This is a genomic window from Achromobacter sp. Root170, assembly GCF_001428165.1.
Taxonomy (GTDB): Bacteria; Pseudomonadota; Gammaproteobacteria; order Burkholderiales; family Burkholderiaceae_B; genus Achromobacter; species Achromobacter mucicolens.
This window is the reverse complement of the sequence record NZ_LMHN01000012.1, coordinates 348,190-369,840: the sequence shown is the minus strand read 5'-3', so window position 1 is coordinate 369,840 and position 21,651 is coordinate 348,190. Positions and strand designations below refer to the sequence as shown.

Sequence of the window (21,651 nt, the reverse complement as noted above, 5' to 3'; positions counted from 1 at the left end):
GATCCTCGACATCGCGTTTCCTTCTAAAACCCAGCTTTAACGTTGTGGTTCTTCCGCGCCCGATCGGGCCGGCACGTATTGGCTCAGTGAGCCGAACAGCTCCGGCTCCCACTGGCTGGCAGGCGTGTCCTGCATGAGCCGTCCGACGCCCGCATACAGGTCTTGCGCCAGCCATGACAGCCCGCGCACGGCAAGCATCTCCGCCGCGATGACGCGGGCGTGCCCCCGCTGCCTCGGCGTGGCGTCCTCGCCCTGTAATTCCTGCAGGCGCCGCAAAACGGCTTCCACGCCATCGCTTGCAAGCTGTGCCGACAATTCCTCGCGCAAGACGCGGAACTCCAACGTGGCAGGCTGCGCGGCGATTTCCGCATCTGCGCCGCTCAGCCAACCCAGCGTCTCGGCGTCCACGAAAGGGCGGCCATCGTTGAACTGCAAGTCGACCAAAACCGGAATGCGGCGCACGAATCGCTCGGTCGACGAACGGATTGCCGACGCCACTTCCTTCATTTCCAACCGCCGCGCGATGCTGGCGGCCAGAAAGCTCCCGCGGATCCAATACGGCGACGCCACCACGCTTTTCTCGACACGCTGGAGCAGCGCCGGCGTGACCGTGTTGGCGGTCAGTGCCTCGCCATACCCGTGTGCAATGTCGTTGGGCACCGCCATCAGTTCCGTGCGCATCTCCTTTCGCACGGGCGGCGCCGCGTGCAGATGCGCCCACAGCGCAAAGCGGCGAAGCTGATAGCCGGCCGGATCGTAAGCATCTTGCTGATTGATGAAGTCGGCCACGTTCAACAAAGAGCGCCGGCTCTCGCGTTCGTCTCCCAGCTTCAACGCCTCGCCGGGCATGTTGAAGAAGGCCTCGCTGATGGCCTGGCCGCCTTGCTGCCCCAAGGCGGGCACGGCGGCGGCCGGCTCCGGATACCGGAGCTGCTCCACGCGTCGGGCGAATTGCGCTTCCAACCGCGTCAGCATGGCAACGTCCAGCTTTGCCGCCGCCGCCTGCGCTTGCAGCGCATCGAGCGCCTTGGAGGCAAACTCCTGGTGCTGCCGGGCGTCGTCCTGCGCTCGCAAGCCCCCCAACGCCGCGCCCAGCCGCTCGACCTGCAACGCGACGAACCGGCGCTTGACCAGAAATCCGGTCGGGCCGGGCTTGGGAAAGCCTGCCTCCCAATAGCGCTCGACCATGCCGGCCAGTACATGGACGGCCTCAGCCCAAGTTCGCCAGGAACCGGCCCGCAATCGGGCCGCGATCAGATGCCCTGCCACGCGAAAGTGCTTGCACTGCGACGCCAGATACTGGCGCGACGCCTCGTCGACATAGGACCAGTCCAGCCGCGGCTCGTGCAGGCCGCCCAGCTTGACCATCTCATGGTCGATGCCTTGGAACGTCTCATCTTCCTCATCGAAGCAGCCAGCCGGACTGGCGGCATCCAGCGGCGCAAGCAACGCTTCCAGGTCCAGCGCGGGGTAGTCGATCACCAATGACATGCCTCCCGTTGCTGCGCGATCAGCCCGGTCAACCCAGCCGCGTCAAACATCAGTCCGTGAACGACGGCGGAATCGCTCTCGACGCGCAGCCGGCCACCCGTGACAAACTGGCGCAGCAGGTCGATGGCCACGAGTCCCCGCCCGGCGTCGACCACGTTGCCCGGCTCGATTACCTGCCACGTCCGAGACGCCGACAATGGCCGTTCGTCGATGAACAGCCGAATGCGGATCTGGTTGCGATCTGCAGGTGCTGGCAGGAGCAGTTGAAGCCGCGAGATATTGGCGATGCAACTGAGGGCGAGATAGACGGAGTCGGCCGCGCCGTCAAGCGCTGGCGCCGAGATGAAGATCTGCGTCTGCCCGGGCGTGGCATCTTCCTGGCGAGAAACAAGAAACGTGTTGTCGCCCTCGCTTCGCTGCGCCTCGTTCTGGCGGATCAGGTCAACCAGGGCGGACGGGCGCGGCACGACGGATGTCGCTGCGGGAACGACTATGGAGGGCGAATCAACTGCCGGCATCGGCTCTGGCGGCGTGCCGGCGATGCGATCAAAGCACGCGAGGCGCTGCAGCCCTGACACGATCGCCGTGCAATCGCTCGTGGAAGGAATGGGCGGCGTCTCCGCATGGCAAGTCGCTGCCGCCAGCATCAGAAGGCAAAAGGTGTTCGGAGATTTCATCGGGAAGAGTCCTCGCGGTCCAGGTTCCAGGCCTGGCATCGGCGTGCCAGCGTGCGCTTGGGAATGCCCAGGCTCTGCGCCGCCCGGCTGCGCGAACCTTGCAGTGATTGCAGGCGTGCGGTGACGAGCAGGCGTTCGAAGGTATGAACCGCATGCGGCAAGTTGTCGGTGTGAAGCAGTCCATGCAGATGGCGATGCACCTGATCGGCGCACTCGAGGGCGTTGCCGCCAGCCTCCGGTTGATGCAGGTGCTGCAGGCCGATCGCCGCGCCGGCGCCGGCCCGCTCGGCGGCAACCAGCAACATGCTGCGCAGTTCTCGCACATTGCCGGGAAAGGGATGGCCCTCCAGGAACGCCAGCGCGCGTGCCTCCAGCTCCTGCACATGGGTGCGTTGCTCGCGGTTGTGCCTGAGGATCATGTGCGACGCCAGCGCGGCAATGTCGCCTGGCCGGTCGCGCAGCGCGGGCAGGTGAAGCGTCTGCTGGCGAATCCGAAAATAAAGGTCCTCGCGGAATCGTCCCTCCTGGATCAACTGCGCCAGGGGCTGATGCGTCGCGCAGATAAGCCGAAAGTCCGAGGCGTGCTCCCGATCGCCTCCAAGGGGCCGATACTTCTTTTCGTTGAGCAACCGTAGCAAGGCGGCCTGCAGGGCCAGCGGCATGTCGCCGATCTCATCCAGGAACAGCGTCCCGCCATCGGCCTGCGCCACCAACCCTGCGCGCGCGTGCGTCGCGCCGGTGAAGGCCCCGCGCACATTGCCGAACAGCTCGGCCTCGATCAGGTCCTTGGGAATCGCGGCGCAATTCACCGGCACGAACTTTCCTCCGCGCGGTGACGCCTGATGGATCAACCAGGCGGCGTGGTCCTTGCCCGTTCCCGTTTCACCCGTCAACAGCACGGCGAGCGTGGAGTCGGCAAAGCGCAGGATGTCCTCCCGAACCTGCCTGGCCGCAGGGCTGACGCCGATGAATTCCGCCGCCAGCAAGCGCGCCGTGCGAACGCCGCGGCGCTCCTCCTGCGGCTGGCGCAAGCTGTTCTGGTAGCGCGCGTTTTCGGACGCGCTCATCTGCGCACACAGGCGCGCCGCCAGAAGCTCATGGGTCTGCAGCAACAATTGCCACACCGGATCGGCACGCCAGGTCTGCAGGCGGCGCGCATCGCCAGCCAATACCAGCACGGAGGCGACATGCTGGCGACTGTCGCGCTGCGGCAGCGCAAGCAGCGCGCTTTGCGGTCCCAAGCACTGCGTCAGGCGTTCAAATCCGGCGCCCACCGCGACCAGCGCCGACAGGCGCTCCACAAAACATGGCTGGCCCGCCGTCAGGCTATAGACGACCGGATCGTCCAGCGCCTCCAGGTCTATCGCCGGAAACGGTTCTGTTTCCGGGGGGACGCTGGCGAGTGGCAGCAACTGATCTCCCGCCGCATCGCGCACGTACACACAGGCGGCGCGCAAACTTGCGAATCGGGTGAGAGCGGACAGGAAAACAACCGCCAGCGCCCGCGGATTGGGGGCCATGGCCAGATTCCTGGCGATCTCGGCCACGTCATGCGCGTTCATCGCCGCGCCTCAGTCCAGACTGGCCGTGAAAGCGCTGCATTGCCACTGCAATCTCGCGTTGCCAAACGGCGCGCCGGTCGCCAGGCGCTGCAAGACCGCCAGGGACAACGGCGGGAGCAGTTCGCCGTCAATGCTCGCGTCCAGCAATCGGGCGCCGTTCGCGTGGCGGTTGCAGCGCCGCCGCAACTCAGCCCGTGCCTCTATATCGATGTCCAGCACGGCGTCATAGCGCGTGCGGAATTGGGCTTGAAGCCGCGCCAACCGTGCATCGATAATCTCGCCCAGCACGGCTTCGTCCAGGTAGCGGTAGGGAACGACCTGCATGCGGGCAAGCAGCGCGGGCTTGAAAAACGCCAACAGCCGCTGGCGCAGCGCTTCGTCCGTCAAATCCGCCAGCTCACCGCCCTGCTCGTCGAAGCCTAGATTCGACGTCAGGATGAATAGCACGTTCCTGCAGTCGATCTGTCGCCCTTCCCCATCGGCTAGCTCGCCCTTGTCGAAAGCCTGGTAGAAAATGTTCAGCACTTCGGGATGGGCCTTCTCCACCTCGTCCAACAGCACCACGGCGTACGGTTGCCGGCGGATGGCTTCGGTCAGCACACCGCCTTCACCGTAGCCGACATAGCCCGGCGGTGCGCCCAGCAGGCGGGACACGGTGTGCTTTTCCTGAAATTCGGACATGTTGATGACGGTGAGGAAATGCTTGCCGCCGAACAGCACCTCGGCCAGCACGAGCGCCGTCTCGGTCTTGCCGACACCGCTGGGACCGGCAAGCAGAAACGCGCCCAGCGGGGTGCCGGGTCGTCGCAGATCCGCCATCGCGGTGAGCAAGTGCCTGTGCACGCGGTCTATCGCCGCTTCCTGGCCCTTGACGCGCTCGCGAAGCAACATCGGCAGTTGCGCCAGACGTTCCGTCTGGCTGCTGTCCAGAGTCGTCACCGGAATTCCGGTCCAGTCCGCAATGACTTGCGCGATCTGCTCCCGGCCAACATCCGCATGCAACAGCGCGCCGCCGCGCTGCAATTCGGCCAGCTCGGCGACCGCCGAGGCGAGGTCCGCATCCTCTTGGACCGACGCGCTTTCGCCTTGGCCGCTTCTCAAGGCCAGAATATCGTCGACCAGTTGCCTTTGGCTTGCCCAGGACGCCTGAACGTGTCCGGCCCGCCGCTGCACGTCGCCTGACATTTCCTCCAAGGCCGCCAATCGTGCAGGATTGGCTTTTTTCCCTGCCCGCGCGTCGCGTCGCAGCAAGGCTGACTCCGCCTCGATCTGAGTCTGCTCCTGCATCAGATTTGCCAGTTTGCGAGGTGGCTCGGCCAACGCGGTGGCCACGCGAGCGCAGGCCGTGTCCAGGACGTCGATTGCCTTGTCAGGCAATTGACGTCCCGACAGATAGCGCGCCGACAATGCGACTGCTGCCTGCAGGGCGTCATCGCCGATATAGACGCCGTGCGCCTCCTCATAGGTCTGGCGCAGGCCGCGCAGGATGTGAACGGCGCTTTCGGCGCTGGGTTCGTTTACCTTGACCAGTTGGAAGCGGCGCGCAAGGGCCGGGTCCCTCTCGAAGTATTTCTTATATTCCGACCACGTCGTGGCGGCGATGGTGCGCAGTTCGCCGCGCGCCAGCGCGGGCTTGAGGAGATTGGCTGCATCACCACTTCCTGCTGCATTACCGGCGCCGATCAGCGTGTGCGCTTCGTCGATGAACAGAATGACCGGCCGCGCCGACGACCTGACTTCGTCGATGACCGCCTTCAGCCGCTTTTCGAATTCACCCTTGACGGACGCACCGGCCTGCAGCGCGCCCAAGTCCAACACCCAGATCGCAACCTGATGCAGCGCTTCGGGGACGCGCCCCTCGGCGATGCGTAGCGCCAGCCCCTCGACGACGGCACTTTTGCCGACCCCGGCGTCTCCCACCACGATGGGATTGTTTTTCCGGCGGCGCGACAGAATGTCGATCACCAGATCGATCTCCGCGTCGCGGCAAAGCACCGGATCTATGCGTCCCTCGCGCGCCTGAGCAGTGAGGTCATGGCCGAACCGGCCCAGCGCGCTGTCGTCACTGTGTGGGGCGGGCAGCGATGCCGCCGCTCCGACCTGGGCGGGTGTTTCCGACGAATCCGCCAGCACTACGCCGAAATTCTTGCGCAGCGCTTCGCGGTTGACGCTCTCGAAATACGAGACCGCCGCCAGGGGTAGATACCGCGGCGCATTGAGCAGGGCCGCAAGGAGCAGGCTGCCTCCCCGAATCTCCGTCTGCCCCAACTCCAACGATCCGAGCAGCCAGGCTTCCTGAAGCAACTCGATCAGCAGCGGAGAAAAGGTTGGGTATTGCTCCGTGCTCTCGGCCTGATACGACGCGCGCCCGGACATGACGGCCCGCGCCCCATCCACGTCCAGCGCGACGTGCCGCAATAACAACCTGACGTCGCCCAGCGGCTGGTCCAGGAGCTTGGACATCACCAGTGCAACAGTGACCTCGGCGCCTCGCTGGCTGATGCACAAGCTGGCGGCTTCTTCCAGAGCCTGACGGCAGGCAGGGTTCAAGCGCTGAATAACTGCGGGCAAATCAATTCTGATCATGGATCGCACTCGGCCGACACGATGTCGTTATTTATCTTCAAGGCCCAAACACGCTCCGCAAATGCAGCAATTAATAACGGAGATTATCTGAAACCCACAAAAATACGCGGCAAGAATATGCGATGAACAACAAATTAAACAAGCATTTATTTTTCGAATTCTTATTATTCTGCGAACTCGATAACCCCCTTAGGATCACCGAAATCAGTATTTCAAAAACCAAACTGATTAATTACAAAACACCAACCGTCACCGCCCGGTTTAATCAGGGCCTTCCAAATCCGTTGCTTCCGCGTTAATAACCAGGAACTTTCATGGCTACAAAATCGGCTTCCGTCGCCCCACAAGAACGTATCAACATCAAATACGTGCCCGCGACGGGTGATCAGCAGACAGAAATGGAATTGCCCCTCAAGCTGCTCGTCACGGGCGATTTCAAGGGACACGGGGAAGAAGCCGCGCTGGAAGACCGCCCGCTGGTCCGCGTCGACAAGGACAACTTCGACGAGGTGATGGCGGGCGCCGGACTGCAACTGGCCATGCAGGTGCCCACTCGACTCGGCGATGGCCAAGAGGACGACACCCTTAGCGTGGGCCTGCAATTCAAGGCCATCCAGGATTTCGCGCCGGATGCCATCGCCCGGCAGGTGCCTGAACTGAACAAGCTGCTGGAGCTCAGAGAGGCGCTCGTGGCGCTCAAGGGGCCACTGGGCAACGTGCCCGCGTTCCGCAAGCAATTGCAATCGCTCCTGGCCGACGACAAGGCGCGCAGCGCATTGGCCAAGGAACTGGACCTCGTGCTGGACACGTCCGCATCCTGATCCCCCACCCATCACCTACTGCCCACAGGTTTACAAGGACAAGCGCATGAAGGCTCAAGCCAGCGTTGCACCGGAAACGAAACAAAGCCAGGGACTGCTCGAGCAGATCATGGCGCAGACCCGAATCGAACCCACGCACGAGGGTTATGCCGTCGCTGAACGGGGGGTCGCGGCATTCATCGGCGAAATTCTAAAAAGCGATGAACGCGAGCAGCAGGTAAATAAACAGCTCGTCGACCAGATGATTGCCGAAATCGATCGAAAGATCGGTCATCAAATGGATGCGATTCTGCATCACAAGCCGCTGCAGGAACTCGAATCCGCCTGGCGTGGACTCAAACTGCTGGTGGACAGGACGGATTTTCGGGAAAACATCAAGATCGAAATCCTGCACGTCACCAAGGACGAATTGCTCGACGATTTTGAAGGCTGCGGCGACATCACGCGCAGTGGTTTGTATAAGCACGTGTATACCGCCGAATATGGGCAGTTCGGCGGCGAGCCGATTGCCAGCATTGTGGGCAACTACACGTTTGGCCCCTCGGCGCCCGACATCAAGCTGCTTAGCTATGTCGCCTCGGTTGGCGCAATGGCCCACGCGCCGTTCCTCGCCGCGGCCGGCGCCGAGTTCCTGAACCTCAAGAGTTTCCAGGATCTGCCCAATCTGAAGGAAGTGAAGGACATTTTCGAAGGTCCGCGCTTTGCGAAATGGCGCGGCCTGCGCGAATCCGAAGACGCCCGCTATCTTGGACTGACCATGCCGCGCTTCTTGCTGCGCCAGCCCTACGATCCCCTTGAAAACCCCACCCGCAGCTTCGTGTACCGCGAGACGATCGCAGGCGACCATGACAACTATCTGTGGGGCAACACGTCCTACCTGCTCGCCAGCCGCATCACCGAGAGCTTTGCCAAGTATCGCTGGTGCCCGAACATCATCGGACCGCAATCCGGCGGCGCGGTCGACGACCTGCCGGTGCACCTTTACGAATCCCTGGGACAACTGCAAGCCAAGATTCCCACTGAAGTGCTGGTGTCCGACCGCAAGGAATTCGAGTTGGCCGAAGAGGGTTTCATCCCCCTGACGATGCGCAAGGACAGCGACAACGCCGCCTTCTTCTCCGCCAACTCGGTGCAAAAGCCCAAACGCTTCCAAAAGACGCCCGAAGGCCAGGACGCACAGACCAACTACAAGCTGGGCACGCAACTGCCCTACATGTTCATCATCAACCGCCTGGCGCACTACATCAAGGTCCTTCAGCGCGAGCAGATCGGCAGCTGGAAGGAGCGGCAAGATCTGGAACGTGAGCTCAATGGCTGGCTCAAGCAGTACATCGCGGACCAGGAAAGCCCGTCTTCCGATGTGCGCAGCCGCCGTCCGCTGCGCGCAGCCAAAGTCCAGGTGCAGGACGTTGCCGGCAACCCGGGCTGGTACCAGGTTTCGCTGGCCGTGCGCCCGCATTTCAAGTACATGGGCGCCAACTTCGAGTTGTCGCTCGTGGGCCGCCTGGACAAGGAATAACGCGGCATGCCCAGAACATCCGGGCAGGCGAGCCTGTTCGAGCGGCTGACTCCGGACGCGCCGCCGCGGCGCGTCCGGTCACGCCAGGATGCCGCAGCGGCGCGCATCCTGGCGATCAAGCGTCATCTCGAGCTGATCCTCAACAGCCGTCAGGGGTGTTCGCTGAGCACGCCCGGCCTGGGTCTGCGCGACTTCAATGACGCCGCCATCGGCAGCGCCGACCTGCTGCTGCGCGTCAGCCAGGACATCCGCCAGTCGGTGGCCAAGTTCGAACCTCGGGTCCGCGTGCTGGCGGTTCGCGCCCGCCCCGATGCCTCGCGTCCGCTTGACCTGACTTTCCGGCTGGACTGCCTGGTTCCCCTTGCCAACGCCGCCGAACAGGTCGAGATCGACCTCATCATCCACCGCCCGGATCGACTCGCGCGAATCGTATAGCCATCGCCCAAGGAGGCGCATCGAACATGCCGTTGCGGGGAAAATTCCGCGAAGAAATGGATTACCTGCGCAGGCTCGGCCGCGAGTTTGCACGCGACAATCCGCAGCTATCGCAGTTTCTGGGCGACGAAGCGGCCGACCCCGATGTGGAGCGGCTGCTGGAAGGTTTTGCGTTCCTGACGGCCAAGCTAAGGCTCAAGATCGAAGACGACCTTCCCGAGCTGACCCATTCGCTCCTGCAACTCTTGTGGCCGAATTACCTGCGCCCCCTACCCAGCGTGACCATCATGCGGTTCGACCCGGTAGATCGCGCCATCACGACGCGGCAGGTTATACCAAAGGGTACGCAGATCCTGTCTCACCCCGTCGAGGGAATCCGTTGCGAGTTTCGAACCTGCGCGGACGTCACGATCTATCCGCTACGTATCCAGGAAGTCAGCGATGCGCACTCGCGCGAGAAGTCCATCATGCGTGTGGACCTTGCACCGATGGCGGGAAATTCGCTGGACAGCTTCGACTGCGATCAGCTCGACTTTCACCTGAGCGGTGACGACACCACAGCACTGACGCTGTACTTGTGGCTATCCCGGTACTTGAGCGAGATACGGGTGGAATGCGGGGGACAATCGCGCCAGCTGTCGCCGCGCCAGGTGAGCTTTCCCGGATTCTCTCCCGAAGAAGCGTTGCTTCCCTATCCGAAGAACGTGTTCGACGGCTATCGGATCCTCCAGGAATACTTCATCTTCCCCCGCCGCTTTCAGTTCTTCAGCCTGACGGCCTTACGTTCACTCTGGCCGGCGGACAGCCACGGCAACGTCCGCGTGGAGTTCCATTTCTCGCGCCCCATGCCCGCCGACATCCGGCTGCGCAACAACGACCTGATGCTGTACTGCACGCCTGCAGTGAATCTGTTCGAGCACGATGCAGAGCCCATCAATCTGAATGGCCGTCAGGCAGCGCAACGGATTCTGCCGGGGGGACAACGCCAGGACGCTTACGAAATCTTCAGCATCGACAAGGTGAGCGGCTGGCACCGCAAGGCGGATGGCCAGCGCGGAGAATTCCTGCGTACCTTCCATCCGTTTGAATCACTGCAGCACGAGATCGAACATTCGCAGGGCCGGTCGGCCCTCTACTACCGAACGCGGATCGAGAAGGAATTGGCCGGCGACGGCGTGCGGCATCGGGTTTCGTTCATCCGCAGCGACGAGACCCATTACATCGATGAGGATGAAACCGTTTCGCTTGCGCTGACCTGCACCAACAAGGACCTGCCCCTATCCCTCGCGGCTGGTGACATCTGCCTGCAAACGCAAACCACGCCAACGTTCGCACGCTATGGCAACGTCACAAGGCCCACGCCGTCATATCGGCCGGTCCTGGACGGCGAACTGCAATGGACGCTGATTTCCAACCTGTCGCTCAATTACCTGTCTTTGCTGTCGACAGAGCCGCTGAAGGCGGTACTTCGCGGCTACGACTTCGCGGCGCTGCATGACATTCAGCGCGCCCGCGCCACGCGAAAGCGGCTGGACGGCATCGAAGGCGCGGTCACCACACCGACGGACCTGCTGATGAAGGGCCTTCCCATCCGCGGCCTCAAGACAAGCATCCGGCTGGATCCGCAGGCCTTCCTGTGCGAAGGCGACCTGTACCTGTTCGGCACGGTGCTCAGTCACTTCCTCGCCTTGTACGCGAGCATCAATTCCTTTCACCTGCTGGAAGCCACCAACACCGGCAACAACGAGCGCTACGAATGGCCCCTGCAGACCGGCAAACAACCGCTGATCTAGCTGACCATCTGCTGGCTGACGCGAAGAACTTTGATTTCTTCCGCCTGCTCGAGCAGTTGCACGGCTTGCACGGCGACAACCTGGAAGCCCCCGACAGCGCGGCGCCGGAGCGCCAGCGTGTGCGCCTTGGCAGCTCCGCAGGACTGGGATTTCCGGCGTCCGACGTCGAGTTGGCCGAACGCATGCCCGCGTCCGCCAGCAGCGACTACCGCGTGCAAGCCACTTTTTTCGGCCTGCAGGGACCGGATTCCCCCCTGCCCGGCTTTTATCTGGATCGGCTCGCTTACGAATACGGCCAAGGCATTGGCATCCGTCCGGCATTTCTGGACTTCTTCCATCACCGGCTGCTGACGCTGCTGCATCAGGCCTGGCGCAAGTATCGCTATTACGTGCGTTTCCAACGGGAGGCGCAGGATCGGTTCTCGCGCTACGTTTTCGCCATGGTGGGATTGGGCGACTCCGAGCTGCGCGGCGTGACCCCCATCGCCTGGAGCCGCCTGCTGAGTTATGCGGGCGCGATTGCGGGGCGTAGCCGTTCAGCGCAGGTGGTCGCGGGCATCATTGCGCACTGTTTCGACCTCAAGACGGTGCGCCTGCGGGAGTTCGAGCCGCGATACATGCACATCAACCCTGGCCAACGGCTAACGCTGGGAAGGCGCAACGGAACGTTGGGCGATTCCTTTGTGATCGGCGATCGTGTACGTACACGCTATAGCAAGTTCACCATCGTCATTTCCGACCTTGATCAAAGACGTTTTCGCGAGTTCCTGCCCAGCGGCGAGGATTTCGAACGCCTGCGCAAACTGATCGACTTCCTGCTGCGCGACCCGGCCGCTTATGACCTGGAACTCGGGTTGCGGCAGGAAGAGGTCCCGCCCTTCAACCTGGGACGCGCCAGCGGCGCGCATCTGGGTTGGACCAGCTTCGTGGCGCATACGGTCGTGCGCCGCGCCTCCCACGTCAGAATCAAGGCGCGCTTATGACAACCTCCCTCTCCGAGCGCGGCATCGTGCTCGTCGTCGCCAATCCCCAGGCGCTGCAGCATGGCAGCACGCCACGGCATCGATTTGACTTGAACGGCGGCACCATAGGCAGCCACGGCGCAAGCTGGACCTTGGTGGACAAGGCGGGACGCGTGCTTGCGTTGCACTGCGAGATCCGCCACAGCGACGACGCATTCTGCGTGATAGACCGATCAGGATTCACTCGTGTCAACGATGCGCGCGACCCCTTGGGCGTGATGGTGGGCGCGCGCCTGAGCGACGCCGACGTCCTGCACATTGGGCCGTACAGGGTTACGGTGCACCTGGACGACGCGCTGCATGCGATGCCGGATGCTTCGCGCCATCTCGCCCAGTATGACGTGAGCGAGATCCTCAATGCGCATCGCGCCGCAATGGACGATTTGCCGGCCGACCGCTATCCGTTCGATCAGGCCCGCGGCACACACGGCGCGGATGCTGCCTTCCAGGCTTTGGCTGCCGCCCGCGATTCCCGCACCGACCTTGACCCGCTGCGCGCCCTGGACGCCGCGGAACAACCTTCGTTCGCCCCGCCCTCGCCACTGGATGCCGGCAATGCGCGGGGCGCAGCGCTTGCGCCCACCCAGCCGGACCTGGCCTCCACCCGTTACGTTGCGGTCGCCGGCTCGCCCAAGATCACTTCTGGAGACTTCAGCATGTCGCAGTCACGCGAACCCATTCTTACCGACCCCGGCAGGACGGCCCCGGCGGCCCCCTCCTTTGGCGATTCTGCGCAGGCGGCGTTGGCGCTGCTTCAGGGCATGGACGTGGCGCTCGATGACATGGACGCGCAGGCGGGCCGTGCACTGCTGGTCGAAGCCGGGCAGGCGCTCGGCGCGGCCATTCGAGGCATTGCTGCGCTGTACGACGCCACGGAGCCTCAGGAGTCGCGATTGGCGATGAACACGCTGACGCTGCAGCCCATCGAGGACAATCCGCTGCGCCTGGGCCAAGGCTATCCGGACACCGTGCGCGCCCTGTTCTCCCGAGAGCGCAGCGTCGTGCATCTGTCGCCCAAGGCCGCGGTCGAAGAGACGATGACGCAGTTCAAGGGGCATCAGGCCGCCATTATCAAGGGAATCGAAGCGGGGCTCGATGCCCTGCTGCAAGCGTTTTCTCCCGAGGTGCTGGTGAAACGCTTCTGCCGCTATGGAAATGAAGATTCCGCCCAGGCGGGCTCGAACGACTGGGCATGGCGAATGTACACGCATTACTACGAAGAACTCCGCTCGGCACGCCAGCGCGGTTTCGAGAAACTCTTCTGGGAAGTTTTCGCGCAGTCTTACGAACGCGCCGTGCGTGCGGAGGCCCAATGAAACGTCCGATCCTGGCCGGGCTTGCAGTCAGCATGCTCGTCGGGTGCGGCACGGTGGGCGAGGTCCTGACCAAGACAGGGCAGATCCTGATGGACCCGTCGATACCAGTGGGCGCCCCGGACGATCAGCCCAGCCTGATCGGTCTGAGCCTGTACGCCGCCGACGACGTCAATCCAAATCCCGAGAGCGCCCACGTGCCGCAGCCTGCGGATTTGTCCGGCACCGCCCAGCCGGGAGGCGATGCGAGCGGCGATGCCTTCGAAATCAGCTTGCGATCGGGCAACCGGCACGATTTGATTGGCGAATTGCGGGCGCTGCTCGACGAACTCGAGGACACAGCGGCGTCGCCGCAATCGATGAGCCGTGTCGATCGCGGCTCATCCCGCGTCTCCCAAGCCCGTGTCGTCGTGGCTCTATCGCCGCTTCCCGCCAGGCTTGATGTATCGCCCCACTACCTGTCCAACCGCGGATTCGGCGCCCCAGCCGCGGCCGCCAGCCAGCACCTGACAAGCGCCCCCTCCCCCCTCGCGCTCGTGGATGAGGACATTGCCGATCCGCAGGCGCATGTGCCGGCGCGCGGTCTTGGGCAGTACAGCCAAGGGCTGGATTTCGCCGCTCTCCCGCCCGCCGCTCCATCGCGCAGCCTGGCCACGCCCATTGCGTTCAAGGTATTGCAACTCAAGGACGATTCGCTGTTGTTGAACGCAGACCCGCTGCTGTTGGCCAAGAACCTGGAAAAAGCGCTGGGGACCACCTTCGTGACGCAAGACGACTACGTTCTTCAGCCCGGGCAGTTCAAATACATCGACTTCGCGCGCATCCGCCCGGACACACGATATGTCGCCATCGTGGCCGACTTCCACGCGCAGAACGGTGCTGTGTGGAAGCAGGCGTTCCGTCTGGAGCCAAAGGGACGCCGATATGCCCTGCTGCTGACGCTGAGCGGCACGCGCGTCGCCATCACCGACGAAAGCCATCGTCCCTTGCAATCGAGTTCCAATCCATGACATCACGCAATCCCGTTATCTGGAGCGAGGGGCTTTTCGTCAAGCCTCAGCATTTTCAACAGCAGGCGCGCGCCGCCGAGCACCACGCCAATCAGCGCATCAGCGGGGTCAGCGAAAACCTGTATGGGTTCAGTGAACTGGAGTTGAACCAGGAATACCTGAGCTTTGGAAAGATTGCGATTGTGCGCGCGCGCGGCGTCATGCCCGACGGAAGCGTATTCGACATCCCCAACGATCAGCCTCCTCCGGTGCCGCTGCCCATCACCGACGCCTCGGCCGTAAACCAGACCGTGTACCTGACGTTGCCGCTGCGTTCCGATGGCGTGCTGGAGGTGCAATGGCCCGAGACCTACGCCAATGCCCGTTACGTGACGCGCAGCGAAGAGGTGCGTGACACGCACAGCCAGGAGGGCGATTACGTGCCGATGAACCTGGCAGCCTTGAATCTGCAACTTGCGCTGGAACGCGACGACCGCAGCGCGTTTACAGGCATTGCCTTATGCCGCCTGCTCGATCGCCGTCCGGATGGCAGCCTGCTGCTGGACGAGTCGTTCTACCCCACGGGAATCTCGCTGAATGCGATTCCTCCGCTCAAGCGCTATCTCGGGGAGATCGCCGGTCTCATGCGCGAGCGCGCCAAGAACATCGCCGAACGCATCGGCTCTCCCGGCCAGGCCGGCGTCGCCGATGTGACCGATTTCAACCTGCTGCAGGTCCTCAATCGCCTGCATCCGTTGTTCCTGCATCTTTCCCGATTGCGCCGCGTCCATCCGGAGCAGCTGTACGTCGCTTTCAGCCAGGCTTGCGGCGAACTGGTCACCTTCACCGACGAGGGCCGAATCCCTCAGGAGTACCCTGCCTATCAGCACGACGATCCCCGCGCGTCATTCCGGGTGCTGGAAGACACGTTGCGGCGTGCGCTGAGCACGGTGCTTCAACCCCGTGCGGTTTCGCTGCCCATCGAACGTCAGCAATACGGCGTGCTGACCTGCGCCGTGCACGACCGGCGCCTGTATTCGGAAGCCGACTTCATCCTGGCGGTGCGCGCGCGCATGCCGCTGGACACGTTGCGGCAGCAATTCGTGCAGCAGGCCAAGGTGACGTCGATGGAGAGGCTGGGCGAACTGGTCAGCCTGCAGCTCCCGGGCATTCCGTTATTGCCTTTGCCCGTCGCGCCGCGCCACCTGCCCTTTCATGCGGGATTTACCTACTTTCAGTTTGATCGAAGCCACCCAAGCTGGCAGATGATGCGAGAGACGGCGGGGTTTGGTTTCCACATTGCCGGGGATTATCCGGAAATGGAATTGCAGTTCTGGGCGATCAGGAGCCAATGACATGAGCACAATCCAGAATATAAATGCCGAGCCGGAGGGATTTTTTCGAACAAGTCCCGTCGCGGCGATCGAGCAGAAAGGTCTGATCGCATTCGACACCATTGAAAATATCGATCGCGACCCCGATCTGAATTTCCAACTGCGGGGGCATGGCTATAACCCCTTGGTCGACGGCGCACTACCATTATTCGCGCTGGTCATCCGCCTACGCAAACTGGCGACTTATGAAGGCGTGGAGCAGCTTTATGGCGCCGTACGCGACCAGATCGCAGCGCTGGATGAGGAAATCCGCCAGCACGATTACGACAGCGCCACGCAACTGGCCTATCGGTATGCCTTGTGCAGTTTCATCGACGAAGCGGTCATGGGCACGCCCTGGGGCGCGCATTCACGGTGGGCCGAACGGTCACTGCTCAGCGTGAATCACAACGAAACCTGGGGCGGTGAAAAGTTCTTCACGGTCCTGTCGCGCATGATGATGGACCGCACCAAATACCGCGATGTCCTGGAGTTCAAGTACCTGTGCCTGTGCCTCGGCTTCAAAGGCAAATACGGCATGCAACATAATCAGAACGAAGCGCTTCAGGGGATTATTTCCAAATTGCATCGCGAGCTCCGTGCAATGCGTGGCGAGACGCCCGAAGTGCTTACCGATGCGCAAGAGAATATCGTTTCTAGCCGCTATCGCGTTGGCCGGCTTTGGCCCTGGTGGACGCCGTGGGTGAGCGCGGTGGTGGTATTGACGGTCATTTACGGCGCATTCGCCGTAAGCCTGCACGGGACCAGCGATCTGGTGCTGCAAGCGTTGGACGAAATCCTGAAGAAGTAATGCGTGGTCGGGCAGAACGCCGGAAAAAACACTATCCTTCTGCCTCGCCTTCCATTTTTCCGCCCGCCCGGGCGTCCGCGGCGCGCAGCGTGTGCGCGTTTTCCGGACCCGCGGCCGTACCGATCTTGAGCCTGCCCCCTCCTTCTCCCCCGTTTATCGTCCTGGACGCCTGCGTCCTCATGTCTGGCATCCTGCGCCGGCTGTTGCTGCGGCTGGCCGAGGCCGGTGTGTTTCAGCCCGTGTGGACCGAGCGCATTGGCGAGGAATGGCGCCGCAACGCCTGCCGGATCTGGGATATTCCGCCCGAGGTGATGGCCGATTTCTGGGCGGACATGAACGCGCGGTTTCCGGCGGCCCTGGAATCCGACACGCAGGTCTATGAGGCGTCGCTGCGCTATAGCGACCCCAAGGATTTCCATGTGATCGCGGCCGGGCTGGCGCGGCGCGCGCGCTGCGGGCTGCCGCAGACGCCGACCGTCCAGGTGCTGACGTGGAATCTGAAGGACTTCAACCGTTCCGAGCTGCGCCGCCAGGGTCTGGACGTCTATAACCCGGACCGGATGCTGGTGCAGTGGTGGCACGCGGGGTCCGAAAACATGCAGGATGCGATCGCGCAGATTCCGGCGGACTATGTCGCGCTGGGCCGCGACCCGGAGCCGTTGACGGCAACCCTGCACCGGGAACGCCTTTACGGCCTGAAGAACCTGGTGGCCCGACAATAAAAAAAAAGGGTCTGGCCGGCTTCTGCCGAACCAGACCCGGAGCCAACCGGATCCAAAAAGTCAGTCGACCTCGACGAAGGCTTCTTCGCGCTTCTTGCGCAGCGCGGGCAATGCCACCAGCACCAGCAGGATCGCGGCAAGCGCGAGCAGCGTGGCCGACAGCGGGCGCGTGACAAAGGTGGAGAACTCGCCACGCGACAGGAGCAGTGCCCGGCGGAAGTTTTCTTCCATCATGGGCCCCAGCACCAGGCCAAGCAGCAGCGGCGCGCCTTCACACCCCAGCTTGCTCCACACGTAGCCGATGATGCCGAAGATGGCGAACATGAAGATGTCGAAGGCGTTGTAATTCAATGAATACACCCCGATCGTGCAGAAGACCAGGATCGCGGGAAACAGCATGCGATACGGCACGCGCAGCAGCTTGACCCAGATGCCGATCAGCGGCAGGTTCAGCACCACGAGCATCAGGTTGCCGATCCACATCGAGGCGATCAGCCCCCAGAACAGCTCGGGGTGGCTGGACATGACCTGCGGACCGGGCTGGATGTTGTGGATGGTCATCGCGCCGACCATCAGCGCCATCACGGCGTTGCCCGGGATGCCCAGGGTCAGCAGCGGGATGAACGAGGTCTGCGCGCCGGCGTTATTGGCCGATTCGGGACCGGCCAGACCGGCCGGGTGGCCCTTGCCGAAGCGTTCCGGCTCTTTCGAGAGCTTCTTTTCCAGCGTGTAGGACGCGAACGCCGACAGCACCGAACCGCCGCCCGGCAGGATGCCCAGGGCCGAGCCCAGCGCCGTGCCGCGCACGATGGCCGGCGCGGCCTCGCGGAATTCCTGGCGGTTGGGATACAGAGATCCCACCTTGTCGGTGATCTCGACCCGGTTTTCCTTCAGTTCCAGGTTGCTCATGATTTCCGACAGGCCGAACACGCCCATGGCCACGATGGCGAAGTCGATGCCGTCCTGCAGTTCGGGAATGCTGAAGTCGTAGCGCGCAACGCCCGAGTTCACGTCGGTGCCGACCATGCCCAGCAGCAACCCGAGCAGGATCATGCAGATGGCCTTGGGCAGCGAGCCCGACGCCAGCACCACGGCGCCGATCAGGCCCAGGGCCATCAGCGAGAAGTACTCGGCAGGCCCGAACGCAAAGGCCACTTCGGCCAGCGGCGGCGCAAAGGCGGCGATCAGCACGGTGGCGACGCTGCCCGCAAAGAACGAGCCGATGGCTGCCAGCGATAGCGCGGCCCCAGCCCGCCCGTTTCGGGCCATCTGGTGCCCGTCCAGCACGGTCACCACCGCCGAGGTCTCGCCCGGCAAGTTCACCAGAATGGCCGTGGTCGAGCCGCCATACTGCGTGCCGTAGTAGATGCCGGCCAGCATGATGAGGCCCGCGGTGGGCGGCAGCACGTAGGTGATGGGCAGCAGCATGGCGATGGTCGGCACCGGTCCGAGTCCCGGCAGCACCCCCACCAGCGTGCCCAGCAGGCAGCCGATGAATGCGTAGGTCAGGTTTTCGGGGGTGAATGCCACCGAAAAGCCCAGCATCAGGTTTTGAAGCAGTTCCATGTCCGGTACCTCAGTTGGTCAGCACGCTGGGCCACAGCGGAAAGATGAGACCCAGCCCGCGAATGAACGCGAGGTAGGAGAACGCCACGAGGAACAGGCCGTTGGCGACGGCGACCTTCCAGTTGAATTCGTGGCTGGCAACGCTGCTGATCAGGACGAGCAGGAATACCGAGAGATACAGCCCGAGATAGCGCAGGGAAAAGCCGTACAGGAACACGGACCCGACGACGAGAAAGAGGATGCGAAAGTCATAGCGGCCGATGGTCGTGGTTTCGGCGCGGGGGGACAAGGCGCTCATCAGCACCGTCGCGCCCATCAGCGCCAGCACGATGCCGAGCCAGAACGGAAAGTAGCCGGGGCCCATGCGCGCCGCGGTTCCCATGGAATACGTGGTCGCCTGCAAGGCGAAGCCTCCTCCCACCACGATGAACATCACGCCAGACCAGAAATCCTGTCTGTTTCTTATCAATCTGCTTTCTCCCTAATTCGTCGCAGCCAGCAAAAGACAGCCTCAACTGCGAACGTTTCTCTTTCGACGAAGCCGCTTCAACGGGCGGCAACGACATGAACGCGGGATGGTAAATCGTGGAACGACATAATCCATATCGGTATCAACCATGACTTCCCGGGGGATATCCCTAGAACACGGAATGGACGCCGGGCGGTCGAGGGCCGGTATGAATATGGTGATGCAATCCAGGAACATCGCCCGAAAAGACCGTTTTTCGGGGAAGTTAGCCGGACGCCAAAAAGTTCCATGCAAAATTCAACGCCCGAAGTCCTGAAATATGCAGATGCATTTTTTCGGGGTCAGAGGTGCGCGTGGGGCCAAGTCAGTCGCACCTAGGCCGCAAACCTATTCGGCCCTTCAGCCGGTCAATTCGTGGGCCTCGCCCATGAAAAATCGCTCCCGCCAAAAGCTCGGTGGGAGCGACAGTTTTCTGACAGGAACTTGAAAGCAAAGGCGGTGTGTCGACGCCGCGCGGCGGATCAGTGGTCGTGGTTGCTGGCGGCGAATCCCGCCGCGTTCAGGATGTCGATCACTTCCTGGATATGGTCGGGGCCCCGCGTCTGGAGGACAAAATCCACCTCGACATTGCGCACCGGCAGCGACGTGAACGCGCGCTGGTGATGCACTTCCGTGATGTTGGCTTGCGCGTCGGCAATGAGCTTGGTGGCGTGGGCCAGCGCGCCCGGCAGGTCGCGCAGGTCGACGCGGATGCGCGCAAGGCGTCCGGCGCGGACCATGCCGCGCTCGATCAATTCGCCCAGCATCAGCGGATCGATATTGCCGCCGGTAAGCACCAGCCCGATGCGTTTGCCCTTGTAGCGGTCGCTGCCCTCTTCCTGCGCACGCAGCAAGGCGGCCAGGCCAGCGGCGCCGGCGCCTTCGACGACGGTCTTTTCAATTTCCAGCAGCACCACGATGGCATGCTCGATGTCCGCCTCGCTGACCAGCTCGATCCGGTCGACCAGCCGGCGCACGACGGGCAGCGTCAGATCGCCGGGTGATTTGACGGCGATGCCCTCGGCAATGGTGTACTGCCCCGGCGGCATGGTCGCGCCCTGGACGGCGGCGTACATGGCCGGAAAACGCTCGGTCTGCACGCCCACGATCTCGATGGCGGGGTTCACGGCCTTGGCGGCCGTGGAAATCCCGGAGATCAGCCCGCCGCCGCCGATGGCGATGACCAGGGTATCGAGCTCGGGCTGGTCTTCCAGCATTTCCAGCGCGACGGTCCCCTGCCCGGCCATGACGGCTTCGTCGTCATAGGGGTGGATCATGATGAGGCCGCGCTCCTGGGCCAGTTCGTAGCCGCGCGCCTTGGCGTCATCGAAGGTGTCGCCCGCCAGGACGACTTCGGCGCCGAAGCGCCGCGTATTGGCGACCTTCACCGTCGGGGTGAACCGCGGCATCACGATCACCGCCGGCACCCCCATGCGCTGCGCATGGTAGGCCACGCCCTGGGCGTGATTGCCCGCCGAGACCGCGATCACGCCCTTGGCGCGCTCGGCGTCCGACAGCGTGAGCATGCGGTTCAGCGCGCCGCGCTCCTTGAAGGACGCGGTGAACTGCAGATTCTCGAACTTCAGCCAGATCTCGGCGCCGAAGATGTCGGACAGCGTGCGGGACAGGGTGAACGGGGTCTTGAGCACCTGCCCGCGCAGGTTCTCGCGGGCGGCCTGGATGGATGCGATATCGATCACGATGGAAATCCTGTTAACGCACAGGCAGGAAGTTGAAGAGCAACAGACCCTGGGCGTAGTTGATGCCGATGCGCCGGGAGTTTTCGCCGAGCAGGTTGGCGATCAGGTCCAGCCGGCCGATGATGGCGCCGAACTCGCGCTCGAAGCTGAGATTCGTGGCGTTCGGGGAAATCTCATTGGCCAGCAGCAGCAGTTCGCCCTGGTTGTTGCGGCGCGTGGCCAGCAGCCAGGCCGCGGCCTCGACGTTCCGAGCGGCATTGTAGACCCGCTGGCCATCCAGGGCGTCGGTGGCGTACAGGCGTGTCTTGCCGTTGTGCGCGGCGATGATGGTGTCGGCCAGGCCGTAGATGAAGGCGCCGACCCGGTCGCCCGGATAGTTGGGATCCAGCGCAACCGCCAGGATCTGGATGTCGCGCAGACCGGCCAGGTCGCCAGGAGGCACGCGCACCTCAATGGAATGCTTGACGCGGTTAACCGCCGTGGCCAGGTCCGGCACGCCGGTCTTGCGCCACTCTCGGGGATTGCGGCGATACAGCTTGTCGAGCAGCGAGTACAGGCTGGTCAGGTTGTCTCGCACCTCCAGCGTGACGGTGCGGTTGAAGTCCGTCTGCGCGAACTGGTCCGCCGTCATGTCCTCGCCCTTGGGGCCGCGCTGACCCGGCCCGGGGGGAGTCATGCAGCCCGTCAACAGCGCAGCCAGCAGCGCCGTGGTGACTGCGGTTATAGGCCACGCCGTCATGCCTTGCTCATCCGTCTGCCCCCT

At 63.2% G+C, this 21,651-nt stretch carries 18 protein-coding genes; 10 read left to right on the top strand and 8 right to left on the bottom strand.

What is annotated here, in order from left to right; translation table 11 throughout:
- Positions 1-36 precede the first annotated feature (36 nt).
- From tssA to tssH, 4 genes are read right to left on the bottom strand one after another with little or no spacing between them, the layout of a single operon-like run.
- On the bottom strand, positions 37-1,491 hold the full coding sequence (tssA, locus tag ASD87_RS11905) for a type VI secretion system protein TssA (RefSeq protein ID WP_056321486.1): 1,455 nt from the start codon (positions 1,489-1,491) through the stop codon (positions 37-39).
- Complete coding sequence (vasI, locus tag ASD87_RS11900) at positions 1,479-2,168, bottom strand: type VI secretion system-associated protein VasI (RefSeq protein WP_200952185.1); 690 nt, start codon at positions 2,166-2,168, stop codon at positions 1,479-1,481. The genes tssA and vasI overlap by 13 nt, the downstream gene beginning before the upstream one ends.
- Positions 2,165-3,730 (bottom strand): sigma 54-interacting transcriptional regulator, encoded by a 1,566-nt coding sequence (locus ASD87_RS11895; RefSeq protein ID WP_056321485.1) that lies wholly within the window; start codon positions 3,728-3,730, stop codon positions 2,165-2,167. Before ASD87_RS11895 ends, vasI begins: the two co-directional genes overlap by 4 nt.
- A 9-nt stretch (positions 3,731-3,739) precedes the next feature.
- On the bottom strand, positions 3,740-6,316 hold the full coding sequence (gene tssH, locus ASD87_RS11890; RefSeq protein ID WP_056321481.1) for a type VI secretion system ATPase TssH: 2,577 nt from the start codon (positions 6,314-6,316) through the stop codon (positions 3,740-3,742).
- 314 nt (positions 6,317-6,630) lie between these two features.
- Between tssH and tssB the strand changes: the two genes are divergently transcribed.
- The 10 genes from tssB to ASD87_RS11840 all read left to right on the top strand — a co-directional run bounded on the left by tssB (position 6,631) and on the right by ASD87_RS11840 (position 17,114).
- Entirely contained in the window at positions 6,631-7,137 is a 507-nt protein-coding gene (gene tssB / locus ASD87_RS11885; RefSeq protein WP_056321479.1) for a type VI secretion system contractile sheath small subunit, read from the top strand.
- A gap of 46 nt (positions 7,138-7,183) precedes the next feature.
- Positions 7,184-8,656: a type VI secretion system contractile sheath large subunit gene (gene tssC, locus ASD87_RS11880; protein WP_056321476.1), complete on the top strand. Its 1,473-nt coding sequence runs from the start codon at positions 7,184-7,186 to the stop codon at positions 8,654-8,656.
- Between the two features lie 6 nt (positions 8,657-8,662).
- A complete protein-coding gene (gene tssE, locus ASD87_RS11875) occupies positions 8,663-9,091 on the top strand; it encodes a type VI secretion system baseplate subunit TssE (RefSeq protein WP_056321473.1) in 429 nt (142 codons plus the stop codon).
- Positions 9,092-9,147: 56 nt separating this feature from the next.
- On the top strand, positions 9,148-10,884 hold the full coding sequence (gene tssF / locus ASD87_RS11870) for a type VI secretion system baseplate subunit TssF (RefSeq protein ID WP_200952184.1): 1,737 nt from the start codon (positions 9,148-9,150) through the stop codon (positions 10,882-10,884).
- The gene (tssG, locus tag ASD87_RS11865; protein WP_056321468.1) at positions 10,848-11,867 is read left to right on the top strand and encodes a type VI secretion system baseplate subunit TssG; all 1,020 of its coding nucleotides are present in this window, start codon (positions 10,848-10,850) and stop codon (positions 11,865-11,867) included. Before tssF ends, tssG begins: the two co-directional genes overlap by 37 nt.
- Before the next feature lie 26 nt (positions 11,868-11,893).
- Positions 11,894-13,222 carry a type VI secretion system-associated FHA domain protein TagH gene (gene tagH, locus ASD87_RS11860; RefSeq protein ID WP_200952182.1) on the top strand — a complete coding sequence of 443 codons (1,329 nt, stop codon included), beginning with the start codon at positions 11,894-11,896 and terminating at the stop codon, positions 13,220-13,222.
- Positions 13,219-14,229 carry a type VI secretion system lipoprotein TssJ gene (gene tssJ, locus ASD87_RS11855; RefSeq protein WP_056321463.1) on the top strand — a complete coding sequence of 337 codons (1,011 nt, stop codon included), beginning with the start codon at positions 13,219-13,221 and terminating at the stop codon, positions 14,227-14,229. The genes tagH and tssJ overlap by 4 nt, the downstream gene beginning before the upstream one ends.
- Positions 14,226-15,563 (top strand): type VI secretion system baseplate subunit TssK, encoded by a 1,338-nt coding sequence (gene tssK, locus ASD87_RS11850; protein ID WP_056321460.1) that lies wholly within the window; start codon positions 14,226-14,228, stop codon positions 15,561-15,563. Before tssJ ends, tssK begins: the two co-directional genes overlap by 4 nt.
- Before the next feature lies 1 nt (position 15,564).
- Positions 15,565-16,392 carry a type IVB secretion system protein IcmH/DotU gene (icmH, locus tag ASD87_RS11845; protein ID WP_082586261.1) on the top strand — a complete coding sequence of 276 codons (828 nt, stop codon included), beginning with the start codon at positions 15,565-15,567 and terminating at the stop codon, positions 16,390-16,392.
- A 125-nt stretch (positions 16,393-16,517) separates the two neighbouring features.
- Entirely contained in the window at positions 16,518-17,114 is a 597-nt protein-coding gene (locus ASD87_RS11840) for a PIN domain-containing protein (protein WP_082586279.1), read from the top strand.
- 60 nt (positions 17,115-17,174) lie between these two features.
- Here ASD87_RS11840 and ASD87_RS11835 read toward each other — a convergent pair whose 3' ends face one another.
- The 4 genes from ASD87_RS11835 to ASD87_RS11820 form a co-directional block, all read right to left on the bottom strand.
- The gene (locus tag ASD87_RS11835) at positions 17,175-18,680 is read right to left on the bottom strand and encodes a tripartite tricarboxylate transporter permease (RefSeq protein WP_056321454.1); all 1,506 of its coding nucleotides are present in this window, start codon (positions 18,678-18,680) and stop codon (positions 17,175-17,177) included.
- Positions 18,681-18,690: 10 nt separating this feature from the next.
- Positions 18,691-19,113, bottom strand: coding sequence for a tripartite tricarboxylate transporter TctB family protein (locus ASD87_RS11830; protein ID WP_056321452.1), 423 nt, complete (start codon positions 19,111-19,113; stop codon positions 18,691-18,693).
- A gap of 557 nt (positions 19,114-19,670) precedes the next feature.
- Positions 19,671-20,888, bottom strand: a complete 1,218-nt coding sequence (locus tag ASD87_RS11825; protein WP_056321449.1) for a threonine ammonia-lyase — start codon at positions 20,886-20,888, stop codon at positions 19,671-19,673.
- A gap of 13 nt (positions 20,889-20,901) precedes the next feature.
- Positions 20,902-21,627, bottom strand: a complete 726-nt coding sequence (locus ASD87_RS11820; protein ID WP_056321446.1) for a hypothetical protein — start codon at positions 21,625-21,627, stop codon at positions 20,902-20,904.
- Positions 21,628-21,651 lie beyond the last annotated feature (24 nt).